This window comes from Ruminiclostridium josui JCM 17888 (assembly GCF_000526495.1).
Classification (GTDB): domain Bacteria; phylum Bacillota; class Clostridia; order Acetivibrionales; family DSM-1351; genus Ruminiclostridium; species Ruminiclostridium josui.
In genome coordinates this window covers 2,072,133-2,087,390 of the sequence record NZ_JAGE01000001.1, presented here as the reverse complement: position 1 = coordinate 2,087,390, position 15,258 = coordinate 2,072,133, and the positions used below count along the sequence as shown (strand labels likewise).

Here is a 15,258-nt window from a genome sequence, read left to right as displayed (position 1 = left end):
AAAGTACCAGTAATGCACTGATACCTTGTTATTAAATACGGTTTTTAAATAAATTCCCTTTGAATTGTGCTGGAAATTTGTGGCACAACCTGTTTTTTTCTGGAAACTACACCTTTTAGGAAAACACTGTTTTCCCCTGTTTTTATATTAAAGGCTTTTTCCATTAAAGCAGCGTGGTCATCTCCTACAAACAGAAGTTCTGAGCCTTCTTTTATTATATCGGTAACCAATAGTAAAATTAGGTTGTAGTCTTTGTTTTCCAGAACAGTTCTCATATGCTTCAGCAATTCATCTTTTATCTTTTGAAGCCCCTCTGAGTCGCTGGAATTTATTTGTCCTATGCCTATTTTATATTTGTTGAATACAAAATCCTTAAAGTCATAATCAAGAATTGTCTGAGGAGTCATTCCCTGGAGAGATGCATTTGCTTTAAACAAAGATGTTGCAAATTCGTCTATATTAATATCCGCTATTTTTGCCAGTCTACTTGCAGCCAACTCGTCTGCATATGTGCTTGTTGGAGACTTAAATTTCATTGTATCGGATAAAATGGCTGCGCATAATAGGCCCGCTACACTTTTAGACGGATTCATTCCGTTTTCAAAATACATGTTTGCAATTAATGTAGATGTACTTCCTACCGCATCATTTTTGAAGAATATGGGGTACCCAGTCTGAATATCACCTATTCTGTGGTGGTCTATTATTTCAAGTATGTCTGCCTGATCTATACCATCAATAGTCTGGGCTCTTTCATTGTGGTCAAGAAGAATTACTTTTTTTCGGCGTTGCGTAATGAGATGATATCTTGAAATAAAACCCTTGATGATACCATTGTCATCAACTACAGGGTAACTACGGTATCTGGTTTTAAGCATTTTATCTTTTATATTGTCTATATAGTCATGTATATTGAAACAGATTAGTTGTTCCTTTGTCATGATATGACTGACAGGAATACTTTGGTTGATAAGCCTTGCAGTAGTAAATGTATCGTAATAAGTATCCATTACTATACAGCCTTTTTCCTGGGCATACCGTATTACTTCCTCATCTGCCGTTGCACCGCAAGTAATTATCAAACTGCTTGCACCAATCTCTATGGCTTTTAGCTGACTGTCTTTCCTGCTTCCCACCAGAACAATATCTCCTTTATCAACAAAAGGAGCCATATCCTCAGGTGCCATGGCTGCTATAACAACCTTACCTGCTGATTTAAAATCTTCTTCGTTTCCGCAAACAAGTTTTGCAGCAAGTGTATCCATTATATTTCTGCAAGGTGTTCCACTTGCACATAAAATATTGTTTTCCAGTGCATCCAGATAACTTCCAGTAATATCTGACAATGTAATAATACCTATAAGCTTTCCTTTAACATCTGCCACCGGGAGCACTTTTACGTTATTTTTCACCATTATGCTCCAAGCTGCCTTAATTGATATATCCTCTGAAACAGGACTTATTACGTCAATATCAAGATCCGAAATCTGTGTTCTGACTGTTTCTCGGTATTCCGGTACCTCTACTCCAAAATATTTCAGTACAAATTCCGTTTCCTTATTTATATCTCCTATTCTAATTGGAACTGCGTGAGTAGCATGTCTTTTTTTTAATTCTGCATAGGCAATAGCTGAACATATTGAGTCTGTGTCCGGATTTTTATGTCCGGTAATATATATTACATCTTTCAATTATAGCATTCCTCCAAATTACCATTATTTGCAGTTTTGCATTTTTATTGTACACTAATAGATTTTTGACTGCAACAAACTTATGTAATCTCAAAGCTCAATGTTTTTATTTATTGTCAGTTCAAACCAAAAAGTGCTTCCTTTACCTAAGGTGCTTTCTACTCCGTATTTAGCTCCGTGCATATCCAGTATTGTCTTTACTATTGAAAGTCCCAAACCCGTTCCTATTGCTGCTCTCTTATGAGCCTTGTCAACCTTATAGTATCTGTCCCAAATGAGGGGAAGCATTTCTTCCGATATTCCTTCGCCTGTATCTGAGATTTCAATCTTCACTCCTTTTGGAGTACTACTTTGAATAATAGCAACTGTCTTATCTGACCCGGTGTATGTTATCGCATTATTAATCAAATTATATATTACCTGTGAAATTTTAATGGGATCAGCATTTACCCATATATCCTTATCACTTTTAAAGTATATCCTGTATCCTTCCTGTTCTATAAGTTTATTGTACCTTTCTAGTATTCCTCTGATACTTTCTGTAATATTGAATGTCTCAACATTGATTTTACGAGTGCCAGATTGAAGCTGAGATATATCTAGAATGTCATTTACAAGAGTGGTAAGTCTTTTTGCTTCATCGATTATTATCTGAACATTCTCAGGTGTGTTTTCTCCAGGAAGATCCCGCATAACTTCACCATACCCCGTTATCATAGTAAGAGGAGTTCTCAGATCATGGGAAATATTTGCAATTAACTCTCTGCGTAGCCCCTCTACCTTTGAGAGTTCTTTTGCAGCGTAATTGAGAGTGTCATTAAGCTCAGTTATTTCCAGATATTCCCGGCCATGGAAAGTAGTTTCATAGTTGCCCTTTGCAAGTTCCTTTGCAGAACTGTTAATTTTGATTATAGGCTCAGAAACCTTTCGTGAAATATAAAGTCCCATCAATAAAGCCATCAGCAGGGTTATTCCGGTAACCCAGATTAACTGGATTCTCAATGTATTTACAGTGGCATTTACGGGAGTTATAGTTGTATTAAGCATCACAATGGCATGCGTGTCATTACCTGTACTTAATATTTTAACGTAGATAATATTACCGGGCAAATTTCTTGGGGGCGCAAAGCCATTTGTAAAAGGATATCCTGTAGGAGCACGCTTATCCATTGCCTTATCCATTGAGAATACCTCCAGATATGTACCCCCATTTTGTTCTGCCTTACTGTAAAATCTGAATAATTCAGATGATGGCAGCTTGTGTATAATGCAATCTGGCCGAGATTCAACAGAATACTTTGTTTTACCTTTTTCATCTAATATTCTGATGCATACGTCCTCCTCTTGGGCCAGTGAAGCAAGAAATTCTTGAAAATTCTCAGTTTCTACGTTATTTTCGATAGTTACTGCCATTGACTTAATACTGTGAATCTTAATCTGCTTATAGAAATCATCAAGAAAAACTATCTGAAATAGCCATAATAATATAAGTATTACTGTGGCAAACGCCGTAATATATAGAAATATCTTGTATTTTATACTTATTTTGTCATGTTTCAAATCTATACCCCACCCCTCTAAGGGTAACTATATTTTTACTGTAACAACCTAGGCTTTTTCTTAGCAGTTTTATGTGAGTATCCAGCGTTCGGTCATCCCCAAAAAAATCATATCCCCAGACATCTGTTATAAGTCTCTCTCTAGTAAGTGCAATTCCCCTGTTTTTAACCATATAGAAAAATAAATCGTATTCTTTTGGTGACATATCAATTTTTTCATTATCAATATATACAAGCCTTCCCGTAAAATCCACGGTCAAACCTTCAAAAGTAAAAATATCTTTTTTATTTTCTGCTTCAGATGTACCCTTGCTTCTTTTTACAATGGCATTTATTCTCATCATAAGCTCTTTTGGAGAAAAAGGCTTAACTACATAATCGTCTATACCTAGTTCAAATCCATGAATTTTGTCATACTCTTCTCCACGGGCAGAAAGCATAAGTATCGGGGTCATACTAAACTTTCTGATTTCCTTACAAGCGGAAAATCCATCAAGTTCAGGCATCATTATGTCCATTACAATAATATCAAACTCCATTTCCCTACATACTTGTATTGCTTCCATTCCGTCCGCCGCTTCTACAACCTCATGTCCTTCGAAAACCGCATATTTTTTAATAATAGCCCGTATTCCGGCTTCGTCATCAACAATCAGAATTTTATACATGCATCCTCCATTAAACATAATATTACAATATATTAATTATACATCATTATGCCATTAACGGGATGTCTTTGGATTCATTACACATATTTCATTCTAAATATTGATACTGTTCTCCGAAGACTATACCTAAATAATATAGTTTATTAAATAAAATAATCATGGTTAGAAGGCTTTTAATTTCTATCCTTCCAAACCATGATTATTAATATCATCTGACTGTTTTATTTAAATTTTGAACTTTGAAACTGCTTGTATAAGGGCGTTGGATTTTTCTTTTGCTGATTTAGATATATTGATAGTCTCATTTGACTTATTCATTATTTTTTCAGATTCCTGCGCTATGCTAGAAGTTCCTTGAGCTTCTTCGTTAGCAGAAGTTGCTATCTCTTCTGTAGCTTTAACCATATTATGAATTGAAGCCAAGAGCTCCTCTGAAGTTGCACTAAAATCCGTAACCATGCTATCTATTTCGAATGAGCTTTCACTATATTTCTCACTGGATTCCACAAGAGTATTATAATCACTCAATACTTTTTTATCAATGAACTCTAATATCTCACCTGAACTAAGTGAAAGATTATTCACAGCTTCCAATATTACAGTAGTGCTCTCCTGTATTTTGGTTGCCATATTTTTAGAATCGTCTGCTAGCTTTTTGATTTCATCGGCTACAACTGCAAATCCCTTCCCTGCTTCTCCTGCTCTAGCAGACTCAATGGCTGCATTTAAAGCAAGCAAATTAGTTTGAGAAGTTATTGCAAGTATTCCTTCCGCTAATTCATTGATTTGATTTACTTTTTTCGATTGCTCAATGGCTTTTTTCACACTGTCTTTTGTAGTCTCATAAATCTCAATAGCACTTTCTTTTGATGTAATTGCGTTTTTCTTCATTTCTTCGGCCATATTACTTACTTTATTTACAACTTCAGCACCTTCCTGTGCTTTTGAAGCAATAGATTCTACCGCTCTTTCAACCTCTTCAGAAGTGGCACTCATTTCTTCAGTAGAAGATGCTATCTCCTCTGCCCCTGCCGATAATTCTTCTGTTATAGATGAAATGTCCTCTATCCCTTTGTTAAGCTGTTCCATATTACTATTGACATTATTAAGCATACTGCTTACAGCTGATGACTCATTAACAACTTCCTCTATAATATCTTTTATTGATGTCTGCATAGTATTAATGGCATTTGCTAGTGCACCTGTTTCATCCTTTGCTTTTAGAAGTTTTGCGGGTACTTCCTTTGTAAAATCTCCTGTGGCTACAACTTCAAGATATTCTGAAGCTGTTTTTATTGGTCTAGATATATTTAATGCTATAACGTAGGTTATTGCCAAACTAGCTAGTAAAATAATTGCGGCTAGAATTATAAGTGCTTTTGAAAGAGTAACTACTTTTTCCATTACTTCTGACTTTGGCGCAGTTACACTCAATGCCCAGTCAGTCCCTTTTATTGGAGTAAATGCCATATATTTAGTTGCACCGTTAAAAGTATATTCACCCACTCCTGTTTTTCCTTCTATCATTTGCTTTTGCAATTCAGCTAGAGAAGTAAGTCTAGAATCTTTTTTGACTTCCTCAAAAACATTGTAGCCATTTACAACAAGGCTTTTGTCTTTGTGGGCAACAAGAGTTCCGCTTTTGTTAGTCATATTGGCTTCTCCGCTTTTACCAAATTTAATGTCACTTATTAGCTGACTAAATTCATTTCCATCACGTGCTGAGATAAGTACACCCTTTATCTTATCCCCATCTTTAATTGGAACCGCATAAGCAATTATCAAATCATTAGTTATTACACTTTTATATGGATCTGAGACTGCATTTTTCCCGGATTTTGCTGTTTTGTAATAGTCTAAATCTGAAACATTTGTGACTCTGCTATCTGTTGTAGTTGCATTTCCGTATTCATCAACAAGAAGCATCCATAGATGATTAGCTCTTTGGGTCTCAACTTTTAATATTTCCAGCTTTTCATTTGTGCTTAGTTTATTACTTTTAATAATGTCACTTTCAGCTAATACTTCCAGCGCATTGAGCTGGCTGTCGATTCTTTCCTGTACAACCTTTGAAGCTTGTTCAGCCAAATCAGGAAGTAATTCATTTATATTGTCCGTCATGGCATTTTCAGCAAGTAAACTACTTATACTTCCAAGTACAGAACAGATAAACAATATCAAAACTCCAAAAATAATTGATAATTTGATTTTAATACTTTTTATTTGCATATGCATCCCCCCTGTTTAATTCGAACTTTGTATAATATTGCATGTAATTATGTGCAATTATTATCATATAATAAAATTTATTAAATGTACTTTTTTTAAACCAAATGTCATAGCCACAGCAATGACACTTGTGTTTTATAATTATATTGGCTCCGGGGGAATAACTATTATGCCAACAAATATGAAATTTGGAGAATGCCTTCGCTATTTGCTCTCTATTTTTGAGGTTAGTATTGCTAAACTGTCAAAAGTCATAAATGTTGATAATTCTCTTGTCAACCGCTGGGTTAACGAGAAAAGGACTCCTGCATATAATACAGATTATGTCGAAAAAATTTCTGAATACCTTTCAGGCTGTATACTAAACTCTTATCAATTACAATATTTAGATGAGTTCTTCATAAAGGTATGTGGAGATTACAATATTGAAATTGACACAAAAGAAAAAATAAAGAAAATTTTATTGCAGGCCCAAGGGTATTCCATAGAATATAAAAAAAATCTACCAAAGGAAAATAAAAATTTATTCAAAGTCAAAAAAACTTTAAAAGAAATGAACACAAATAACGTTGACTTATTAAATGCGCAGGATTCTGATTTATCCATTAACTTATCCAGTGAAGATAAAATACTGGTTGGGTGGAAAAATGTGTTATCCGCAAGTATTTCTTTATTAGAAGCTACTTCAGACTATAAATGTAATAATGATTTGATTTATATTTCATTTAATGAGAATATGCTTATTGATAGATATTACAATGACTTGGAGAATTTTAGGAATGCTATGTTTAAAGCTATAAATAATGGTTGGAATATACTATTTTTATTGAAGCTAAGCAGCAGCATTAATAATATAATTAATTTTATTAATTTCGCTCAGCCACTTGCAATTACCGGTAAGTTTCATCCATATTATTTTAAAAAATATAACCATATTCACACATATCAGGAATTTATAGTTATTCCTGGTATAGGAGCATTGTTTGGATTTTCAGATAACCTTCAGCCCAAAAGTAATACAGCCTTCTATTTCAGAAATAAAGTAGCTGTTAATATATTAAAGAAAAAAATTGACATATTAATTAACAACCAGATTAAATCTGTTGTCAAATATTACAAGTCTAATAATGCTATCGATTATTCTAATTTTTTAGCTGAACAGGAAGATGTTATAGGTAATCGTATTTTGTACAAACGAGACTTTAGTGTTTTAATGTTTCCAAAAAATTTATATAAGAGACTTCTTGAAGTAAAAAATCTTAAAAGTGATGAAATAAATGCATCTTTGGAATTTTACGACAGACGATTGAAATCTTTTCTATCAAATATTGATAATTACAAATATACAGACATTTACCACATGAATTGTATTAACAATTTAGTTAAACGCAGAGAACTTACTCTTTACTTGTACAGCAGAGTATTAACAATTAATTTGGGTGTAGAAGATGTTATTGCAATATTAAAAAACATAGTAACTTTCCTCAAAACCCATAAAAATTTCAATATTGCATTCCTTTCTCAAAATTTTAAAATATCAAATTTAGTATTCTATTGCGTGATTAAGGAAAGATCTGCCGTAATGGTAGAAACGTATGATGATTCAAAAGACTCACCAATACTTCGATTGTCAATCAAAGAGCCTATATTCGTCAAAGCTTTTGAAGCATATTTTAATGAAGTATTAGATCAGATTGCTCCTATGAATAAGGATAAAAACGAGATTATTACTTGGATAGAAAATGAAATCAAGTTGCTTGAAAAGAGCCATTAAAACAGTTTATAGCAATAAAAAATCACGGCCATAAATAGCATATTTTACACCTAATGACCATGATTTATAACACATTATACAGGTAAGACACCTTGTATTTTCATCCTATATTTCCCTTCGGCCTTCCAAAGCTTTTGCAAGCGTTACCTCGTCGGCGTATTCCAAATCCCCGCCTACAGGTATGCCATGTGCTATCCTTGTAGTCTTTACACCTAAAGGCTTTATGAGTTTTGATATATACATTGCAGTTGCTTCTCCTTCAACATTGGGGTTTGTTGCAAGAATTACTTCTTTTACTTCTCCGCTGCCCAATCTTGAAATCAATTCTTTAATACGAATTTCATCAGGCCCGATTCCCTGCATTGGAGAAATAGCACCATGTAGAACATGATACAGACCTTTGAATTCACGTGTCCTCTCCATGGCAACAACATCACGGGAGTCCTGAACTACACATATAATCGATTTATCTCTCGAGGTTCCGCTGCACAGTGGGCAAGGATCGATATCAGTAAGGTTGCTGCACACCGAGCAGTATCTAGTCTTTTGCTTTGCCTCTAATATGGATTCTGACAACTTTTTAACCTTTTCCATGGGCATATTTATTACATGAAAAGCCAGACGCTGTGCCGACTTGTGTCCAATGCCCGGAAGTTTCTGAAATTCCTCTACCAACTTTGCAACGGGAACTGCATAATATTCCATTTATTAACCTCCACAGGGGCATGCCCTGAATGACCGCATTTTTTTAAAACAATCCCGGTAAACCGCCTAATCCGCCTGTTATTTTACTCATTTCGGAGTTAGCTAGCTCATCAGCCTTTCTCAATGCTTCATTAACCGCACTCAGAATCAAATCTTGAAGCATTTCAACATCATCAGGGTCAACAACCTCTGGTTTTATAGTAATTTCTTTGATTTCCTTTTTACCTGTAGCAACAATATTTATTGCTCCGCCTCCAACAGAAGCCTCAACTGTCTTGTTTTCCAAGTCCTGTTGTGCTTTCTCCATATCTCTCTGCATCTTCTGGGCTTGTTTCATCAGGTTGTTCATATTTCCGCCTAAGCCGCCTCCGAAACCGCCTCCTGGGAATCCACCTCTTGCCATCTGCACTTCCTCCTGTTATTTTAAATTAATAGTTTACAAATTTATCAATTTATATTATATCCTATTCGTCTATTATATCAAGCGGGACATTCAATCTGTCTGAAATTTCCCTTGTCAGCTTTACCAATGGGTTTTCTTCTGAATTCTTTGCAGAAGAAGGTTCACTTTGAACCATACTTTCCAATGCTTCTTCATCCACTACCTTTACACGGATACTTCTCCCAAGTCTTCTTTCCAAAGCATTTTCAAGTACGTCAATGTTCTCGGCCTTTGCTACAGTGTCCTTTAATGAGACTACCGCCGGCGGAAATACCACAAGAACCGTAGATTCATCCGCAACCACTGCTTTTGTAGATGTAAGGTATGATAGCAGCATCATCCTTCTACTGGCTTTAAGGTCAGCCAGTATATCGGCCCATTCTTCCAGTTCATTATAAGAATTACCTTTAGCTGATGTTTTCGGCTGGGAACTGTCATTATCCGCAGGCAGGCTGTCAAACTTTTTCCCCGTCGAAATAGGGCTGCTGTTCACTGCCTTTCCTTGAACCGGTGCACTGCTTCCGTCTTTTGAAGTCGGTGCTATAGCCACAGCCCCTGTTCTAACTGCACTTTCAAGATTGGCTATTCTATCTGCCAGATTATCATCGCCGCCCCTTTTCCCATAACTTCCTACACTTATTGAAATAAGCATTACTTCAAGGAAAACTCTTTGGTTTAGTGCATACTTAAGCTGTGTTTCAAAGGAAGACAGCTCCTTTATTATTCCAATCAATTGTTCCTTTGAAAAAGCCTCCGACTGTGCAATCATCTTGTCCAGGTGCTGTTTCCCCGCATCAAGGATATTTGATGGATTCGCGCTCAACTTGCAAATCAAGAGATTTCTAAAATACAGCACCAAGTCCGATGCAAACCTAAGAATATCTCTACCGCTGGCAGAAAGCTTTTCCACATCTGCTACAAGTCCCTCAACATTTTTGCTCTCTATATTGTCCACTATTTCCGATATAAAATCATCACTTACTATCCCTATTGCATCAAGTACATTTTGATAGGTTATGTTATTGTTACCTTCTGCAATACACTGGTCAAGAATACTAAGAGCATCTCTCAGTGCACCATCTGCCAGTCTTGCAATTAATAATGCGCCTTCATCCTCTATCTGTATACCGCTTGCCTTTGCAATTTCCTTTACTCGTGCTGCAATACCTGCAGGTGTTATTTTTTTAAAATCGAATCTCTGACACCTTGATAAAATAGTTGCAGGCAATTTATGAGGGTCTGTTGTTGCCAATATAAAAACAACATGTCCTGGGGGTTCTTCAAGGGTTTTCAGCAGTGCATTAAATGCACCAGAGGAAAGCATATGGACTTCGTCTATTATATAAACCTTATATCTTGCCTGGGAGGGAGCATAAACGACCTCATCCCTTATTTCTCTTACGTTGTCAACGCTATTATTTGATGCAGCATCTATTTCAACAACATCCAGAATTGATTCATCCAGGATTCCTCTGCAAATCTCACATTCGTTACAAGGGTCCCCGTCTTTGGGGTTAAGGCAGTTGATAGCTCTGGCAAATATTTTTGCCATTGTAGTTTTGCCTGTACCTCTTGTACCACAAAAAAGATATGCATGAGCTATCCTTTCAGATTTTACGGTATTCTTAATTGTTTTGACTACATGCTCCTGTTCAACAACATCTTCAAATACAAGAGGCCTCCACTTTCTATAGAGTGCCGTATAGGACATATCCTACCTCCTCCTTTTATGTACACTGCAATTCAAGGATCATCGGTGTTCTATCTACAATATAATACAAGCCTGTTCATTTGAACAGGCTTGATTTTTTATAAATTGAATGGCCGTACACCCATCATCGATAGAAGCATATAGCCGTTACCTTTACAGTTAGCTCTAATCAGGTAACCTAGCGGCACACAGAATTTACTGCTTATCGCTGCTTCCTTCCGGACCTGACGAGGTTCACAGAATTCTATTGCGCAAGACCAAATTGTCATTGCCACTTGTAAAGGGCTGGCACTACACGCTAAAACCTCAAACGGGAATTCAACCCTGCTATAGCGGATTGCAGGTACAGGGCACCGCTGCCTCCCCGTCTAGTACGGCCAAAACTGGCTCTTTTAATGTATTCCCGAACTCATAAACCAAATAAGTTCAGTGCACTTTTAACATTATAACTTAAATGTTGTCCCATATCAAGAGATATTATCATTACAATTTATGTATTTATTTCAAGTAAATTTCAAGTGACCTAGTGTATTTTAGGACAGAAAAAAAGCACCTCAGTATATAATTTATAATAATTCCTGATAAATGGGTGCCCTATGTAACAAAAAATAAAATAAATATGTTTAAAGGAGGAACAAAATGAAAAAGCTTTTAATGGCTTTACACTTTGTATTATACCACTAATTTCTAAGTCTGATTATTAAAATTGTATAACAAATATTAACAATGTGTGAATGTATGTAGAGTTACTTGTTCCCCTTACTAATATTGTGAATTTACATTATGAAATTCACTATTATCATGGCAATACCAATGTAAAGTGCAGCCTGTCCAATTGCTGCCCCCACGTTATTCTGTTCGTATATTTCATTCCATACATCCACTTTTACTATAGCTGTAAAAATTCTCTTAAACAATACAGATAATATTCCATATATCACAAGACAAACAGCAATTACCAAAGCCACTGTAATTATCTCAAAATCCGTTGTATATGCATCAATTATTCCAGAAACAATTGTCTGCACCGCAAAAATAAACCCCAAAAGTCCGATACCAGCAGCTGCATTATTGTCTATAAATATTTCCTTAAACAGAGTAGTCTTTTTCCTCAAAACTATGCTGTAGCACACCATTGCAACTAAAACAAACAATATAAACAACAGAACCTTTATTAGTATTGATGCTCCAATCCCTTCAATTATATCTATAAAATCTATGTACTTTATAAAAGACACAAATATAACTGAAAGAGTAACGGAAAACAGCGCTGCGCCAACGTTTTTCTGCTCACATATCTCTTTATTCAGACACACCTTGCCGTGATCATCTTCAGCATTTATCAAACTTACTATTGATTTGGACAGAAGCCTTAATACTGTTAATATTACTATGTAAAAGACGGTATAACCGGTACAAACCGCAAGATCAACAAATATATTGTCACTGGCAGCCCCCTTTATGGCATGTGACGAAAGATAAAGTACCGGAAATACAAAAGCTCCGATAAACTCTATCCATGCTGCAAAGTTATCCTTATTAAACAGTGCATCTTTAAGGGAAACATCTCTAAGAACTAAATTATTATAAATAATCCATCCTAATATAAAACCAACCGTTAGTATTACAAAACTAAATGACAAGTCTTTCAAGAAAAAACTAAAGTATTCAAACATTCTATTATCCTCCTAAAAGCTATTTTTCTTCCATTCCTTGGTATACTTTGTATAGTGAGCCTTCAAGCCTCTGGCCTATAAAAATTCGAAACATCCCGTTTGTCTTAAGCATTTCTATATTAAGGTACTCTGTAATACCTTCGGCATCACGTTGATAGTCCCACACCTCTACTTCCGATTCGTATTCTATTTTTTCCGAGTTGAGATCATAAACCTTTATGGAGCCCTGTACACCGTCTATCCTATAATCATATTCCGGCGTTGTACACCTTTCATACTCCGTTCCATCAGGAGTGGTTATACACTTCTGGCCCACAACCTCCAAAAATTCTTCTGAGAACGGAATCGTATCATCCAGAAAGTAAACGTAGGTTTCCAACTGGCCTTCTTCTTCCCCCTTGTACACCTCAAAAACATATTCCGTCTCTTCTGATCTAGAATAAACCAGGTATCTAGTAAAAGGCCTCTGGCCTATATCCATTTGTATAATTTTCCCAAAACAGAAAAATCCCTGTTCTTCAAGTTCCTTAAGTTTAAATTCAATCATTGAGTTTTTATTGATATTCAAAGGATTCTGTATATCCTGACCACCCTTTTTTTTGAAACCGAACAAAGTCATCACGTCCTATTCCTTTTAAAGTTTAAAAGTCTAATATATTCTGCTGCTGCGTGGATTTTTAGGTTTTGGCTTTGACAGTTTTCTTATTACAATTATCAAAGCTACTGACGTAATTATAATAACTACTACAACTGCCCCAGTATTTTTTGCAGGATACTTATCCGTATAATATAACTTATCAGGATTCTGCTCCTGGTATTGCTGTGAAAGCTGTAAATCCGGGTCTACTCCTTCTTCCATATAATTCGTGTCTCTCTGCACTCCCTGTTTCTCCAACTCCTCTACCCTTTTTTCCATTTGTTCATACTGATTCTGATCAAAATAATTCTTATAAGGTGAAATTTCATCCCAGTGATGATACCAGAATAAATCAGATGCCCTCATCAAAAACCACAAATCCCACGGACCTACATATGCATATCCGTAAGAAAAAGGACTACTGAATATGGAGCGGTTTACATTAATCAAAATAGGCCTGCTGTTAAATATATTTATTCTGGACGCCCGAGTTTTCAATGCATCCTCAAAATTCATTTTCCTTGAAGCTGAGCCATAACTTTTTTTCATGGAATCGGTATAAACCTTTTGCTGTTGGCTATTGAGTTTTTGCTTATAGGTTTTATAATTTTTACTTGAAACCTGGCTCTTGTAGGTATCCTGCATATAGGATTTCTTTTTTGACGCTGCTTTGGCAGTAAACCCTGAAGTATTGGCTTTTTTGCTAGATGACCCGGTATAGGATTTTGAACCCGGAGCACTTCTTGAACTGCTGCTTTTAGATTTAGATGAGCCAAATAAGCTGAAACTCTTTGAGCTACTTTTTGAAGTACTGCTTTTAGACTTTGACGAGCTAAAAATACCTGAACTCCTTGATGAAGAACTCTTATAGCTGCTAAAAGATTTTGAAAAAGACTTGCTGCTTTTTACGAAAGAGCGGGCACTTTTTGCATCAACCCCCATAAATGAAGCAGAAACAAATGCAAAAATAAGCAGTATAGCTAAAATTCTTTTTTTCACAAACTATCCCCCACATTTTTCAAATGTATTTACATGTAAAATTTAGTATTATTTTAAGTATTATATCATGAACACTTTTTAGAATGTATATTCTTTTTTATTTTTAAAGAAATGTATAAGAAAATTTAAATAAGGCAATAACTATAACTGACCCCACAAAATACATTTTAACCCCCTAAAAATGTTCCGGCTTTGCCGGGCATTTTTTTTATGCATTAAAAAAGGCTGTTGCAAATCATAAAGTTTTTCTCTTTTAACATCAGTACCCCCGTATATGTTAAACAAGAAAAAAATTAATTTTACAACAACCCTTTTAATGTATATGAAGTTGGACAATGCTCGACAAATTATCTCATCTGCCCTCTTGTATCTTTTCCTCCAATACCGGCACTTCCTGTTATTGTTAGTTCTATTACCGATTCAGGAGAAAGTATAACTGAGTTATCTGTAACGGACACTTTCTGCGCAACAATTGCCGGGTCTAGTGCATTTATCAAAATTCTTTTAGGTGAGCTGGCAAAATTGGCTCCCGCCTGCATAATTGCCTCAAAATACGACTGACATGCCCCTGCAAAGATACATAGCTTATCAGGATCAGGTTCATAACTTCTAGCAATTTTCACTGATTCAATAAAATATGCTGAATTGGCATAGCTGTCTAAAGACTGAAAATTACTGGCGCCCTTTTTCAAACCATCATGTCCTGTCAGTACCAGTATATCCGGTTTATACGCTTGCAGATACTGCTTTACTACCGAAGGCTGTCTATTTTCACTTACCCATTTACCGAAACAACTAATCTTACTTTTCTTATAAAAGTCCAAACATTGGTTCATAAAGTCCTCTGCTGAGTCTATATGAAGTATTCTTCCAGGTCTGTGCTTGATTCTGGATAGAAATGATTTGAATACAGGTCTGCAACAATCAATGCTTTTCTTAACCTGATCAAGTTCATTTATTGCCCTGGTATATGCTGTTCTTGCATCCTGTTTAATAAGGTCGTCTCCCTGTGAATCAGCTTCTATTCTATATGACAAACCTCTTAATACATATGATTCCGATCCGTTAAAATTTGTCTTTATGTTTACAATCCTAAAAAGTATGTCTCCTCCATAAGACCTTCTGATTACAATATCTCCAATATGAAATTTAGTCAAAAAAATCACT

General features: G+C 35.5%; 12 protein-coding genes and 1 other RNA gene. 1 reads left to right on the top strand and 12 read right to left on the bottom strand.

Annotation, left to right across the window (positions count from 1 at the left end):
* Window positions 1–44: 44 nt before the first annotated feature.
* The 4 genes from K412_RS0109750 to K412_RS0109735 all read right to left on the bottom strand — a co-directional run bounded on the left by K412_RS0109750 (window position 45) and on the right by K412_RS0109735 (window position 6,147).
* Window positions 45–1,691, bottom strand: a complete 1,647-nt coding sequence (locus K412_RS0109750) for a putative manganese-dependent inorganic diphosphatase (protein WP_024832935.1) — start codon at window positions 1,689–1,691, stop codon at window positions 45–47.
* 90 nt (window positions 1,692–1,781) lie between these two features.
* Window positions 1,782–3,251 carry a sensor histidine kinase gene (locus tag K412_RS0109745; protein WP_024832934.1) on the bottom strand — a complete coding sequence of 490 codons (1,470 nt, stop codon included), beginning with the start codon at window positions 3,249–3,251 and terminating at the stop codon, window positions 1,782–1,784.
* Complete coding sequence (locus K412_RS0109740) at window positions 3,241–3,918, bottom strand: response regulator transcription factor (protein ID WP_024832933.1); 678 nt, start codon at window positions 3,916–3,918, stop codon at window positions 3,241–3,243. The genes K412_RS0109745 and K412_RS0109740 overlap by 11 nt, the downstream gene beginning before the upstream one ends.
* A gap of 225 nt (window positions 3,919–4,143) precedes the next feature.
* Window positions 4,144–6,147 carry a methyl-accepting chemotaxis protein gene (locus K412_RS0109735; RefSeq protein WP_173585610.1) on the bottom strand — a complete coding sequence of 668 codons (2,004 nt, stop codon included), beginning with the start codon at window positions 6,145–6,147 and terminating at the stop codon, window positions 4,144–4,146.
* Window positions 6,148–6,316: 169 nt separating this feature from the next.
* Here K412_RS0109735 and K412_RS0109730 point away from each other — a divergent pair, with 169 nt between their 5' ends.
* The gene (locus K412_RS0109730) at window positions 6,317–7,921 is read left to right on the top strand and encodes a helix-turn-helix transcriptional regulator (RefSeq protein WP_024832931.1); all 1,605 of its coding nucleotides are present in this window, start codon (window positions 6,317–6,319) and stop codon (window positions 7,919–7,921) included.
* Between the two features lie 105 nt (window positions 7,922–8,026).
* Here K412_RS0109730 and recR read toward each other — a convergent pair whose 3' ends face one another.
* The 8 genes from recR to yabG form a co-directional block, all read right to left on the bottom strand.
* Window positions 8,027–8,626 carry a recombination mediator RecR gene (gene recR, locus K412_RS0109725; RefSeq protein WP_024832930.1) on the bottom strand — a complete coding sequence of 200 codons (600 nt, stop codon included), beginning with the start codon at window positions 8,624–8,626 and terminating at the stop codon, window positions 8,027–8,029.
* A gap of 43 nt (window positions 8,627–8,669) precedes the next feature.
* Window positions 8,670–9,029, bottom strand: a complete 360-nt coding sequence (locus K412_RS0109720) for a YbaB/EbfC family nucleoid-associated protein (RefSeq protein WP_024832929.1) — start codon at window positions 9,027–9,029, stop codon at window positions 8,670–8,672.
* A gap of 61 nt (window positions 9,030–9,090) precedes the next feature.
* Window positions 9,091–10,779: a DNA polymerase III subunit gamma/tau gene (gene dnaX, locus K412_RS0109715; protein WP_024832928.1), complete on the bottom strand. Its 1,689-nt coding sequence runs from the start codon at window positions 10,777–10,779 to the stop codon at window positions 9,091–9,093.
* 113 nt (window positions 10,780–10,892) lie between these two features.
* An RNA gene (gene ffs, locus K412_RS21800) (signal recognition particle sRNA large type) lies at window positions 10,893–11,156 on the bottom strand.
* 399 nt (window positions 11,157–11,555) lie between these two features.
* Window positions 11,556–12,455, bottom strand: coding sequence for a DUF350 domain-containing protein (locus K412_RS0109710; RefSeq protein WP_024832927.1), 900 nt, complete (start codon window positions 12,453–12,455; stop codon window positions 11,556–11,558).
* 19 nt (window positions 12,456–12,474) lie between these two features.
* Complete coding sequence (locus K412_RS0109705; RefSeq protein WP_242835594.1) at window positions 12,475–13,074, bottom strand: hypothetical protein; 600 nt, start codon at window positions 13,072–13,074, stop codon at window positions 12,475–12,477.
* Window positions 13,075–13,104: 30 nt separating this feature from the next.
* Window positions 13,105–14,091, bottom strand: coding sequence for a hypothetical protein (locus K412_RS0109700; RefSeq protein ID WP_024832925.1), 987 nt, complete (start codon window positions 14,089–14,091; stop codon window positions 13,105–13,107).
* A gap of 347 nt (window positions 14,092–14,438) precedes the next feature.
* A complete protein-coding gene (yabG, locus tag K412_RS0109695) occupies window positions 14,439–15,257 on the bottom strand; it encodes a sporulation peptidase YabG (protein WP_479691916.1) in 819 nt (272 codons plus the stop codon).
* Window position 15,258: the final 1 nt, after the last annotated feature.

Excerpts from the sequence above, each read along its gene's own strand:
- K412_RS0109735 (WP_173585610.1), bottom strand. The coding sequence starts at position 6,147 with ATGCAAATAAAAAGTATTAAAATCAAATTATCAATTATTTTTGGAGTT.
- K412_RS0109710 (WP_024832927.1), bottom strand. The coding sequence starts at position 12,455 with ATGTTTGAATACTTTAGTTTTTTCTTGAAAGACTTGTCATTTAGTTTT.
- dnaX (WP_024832928.1), bottom strand. The coding sequence starts at position 10,779 with ATGTCCTATACGGCACTCTATAGAAAGTGGAGGCCTCTTGTATTTGAA.
- K412_RS0109705 (WP_242835594.1), bottom strand. The coding sequence starts at position 13,074 with ATGACTTTGTTCGGTTTCAAAAAAAAGGGTGGTCAGGATATACAGAAT.
- K412_RS0109730 (WP_024832931.1), top strand. The coding sequence starts at position 6,317 with ATGCCAACAAATATGAAATTTGGAGAATGCCTTCGCTATTTGCTCTCT.
- K412_RS0109740 (WP_024832933.1), bottom strand. The coding sequence starts at position 3,918 with ATGTATAAAATTCTGATTGTTGATGACGAAGCCGGAATACGGGCTATT.
- K412_RS0109720 (WP_024832929.1), bottom strand. The coding sequence starts at position 9,029 with ATGGCAAGAGGTGGATTCCCAGGAGGCGGTTTCGGAGGCGGCTTAGGC.
- recR (WP_024832930.1), bottom strand. The coding sequence starts at position 8,626 with ATGGAATATTATGCAGTTCCCGTTGCAAAGTTGGTAGAGGAATTTCAG.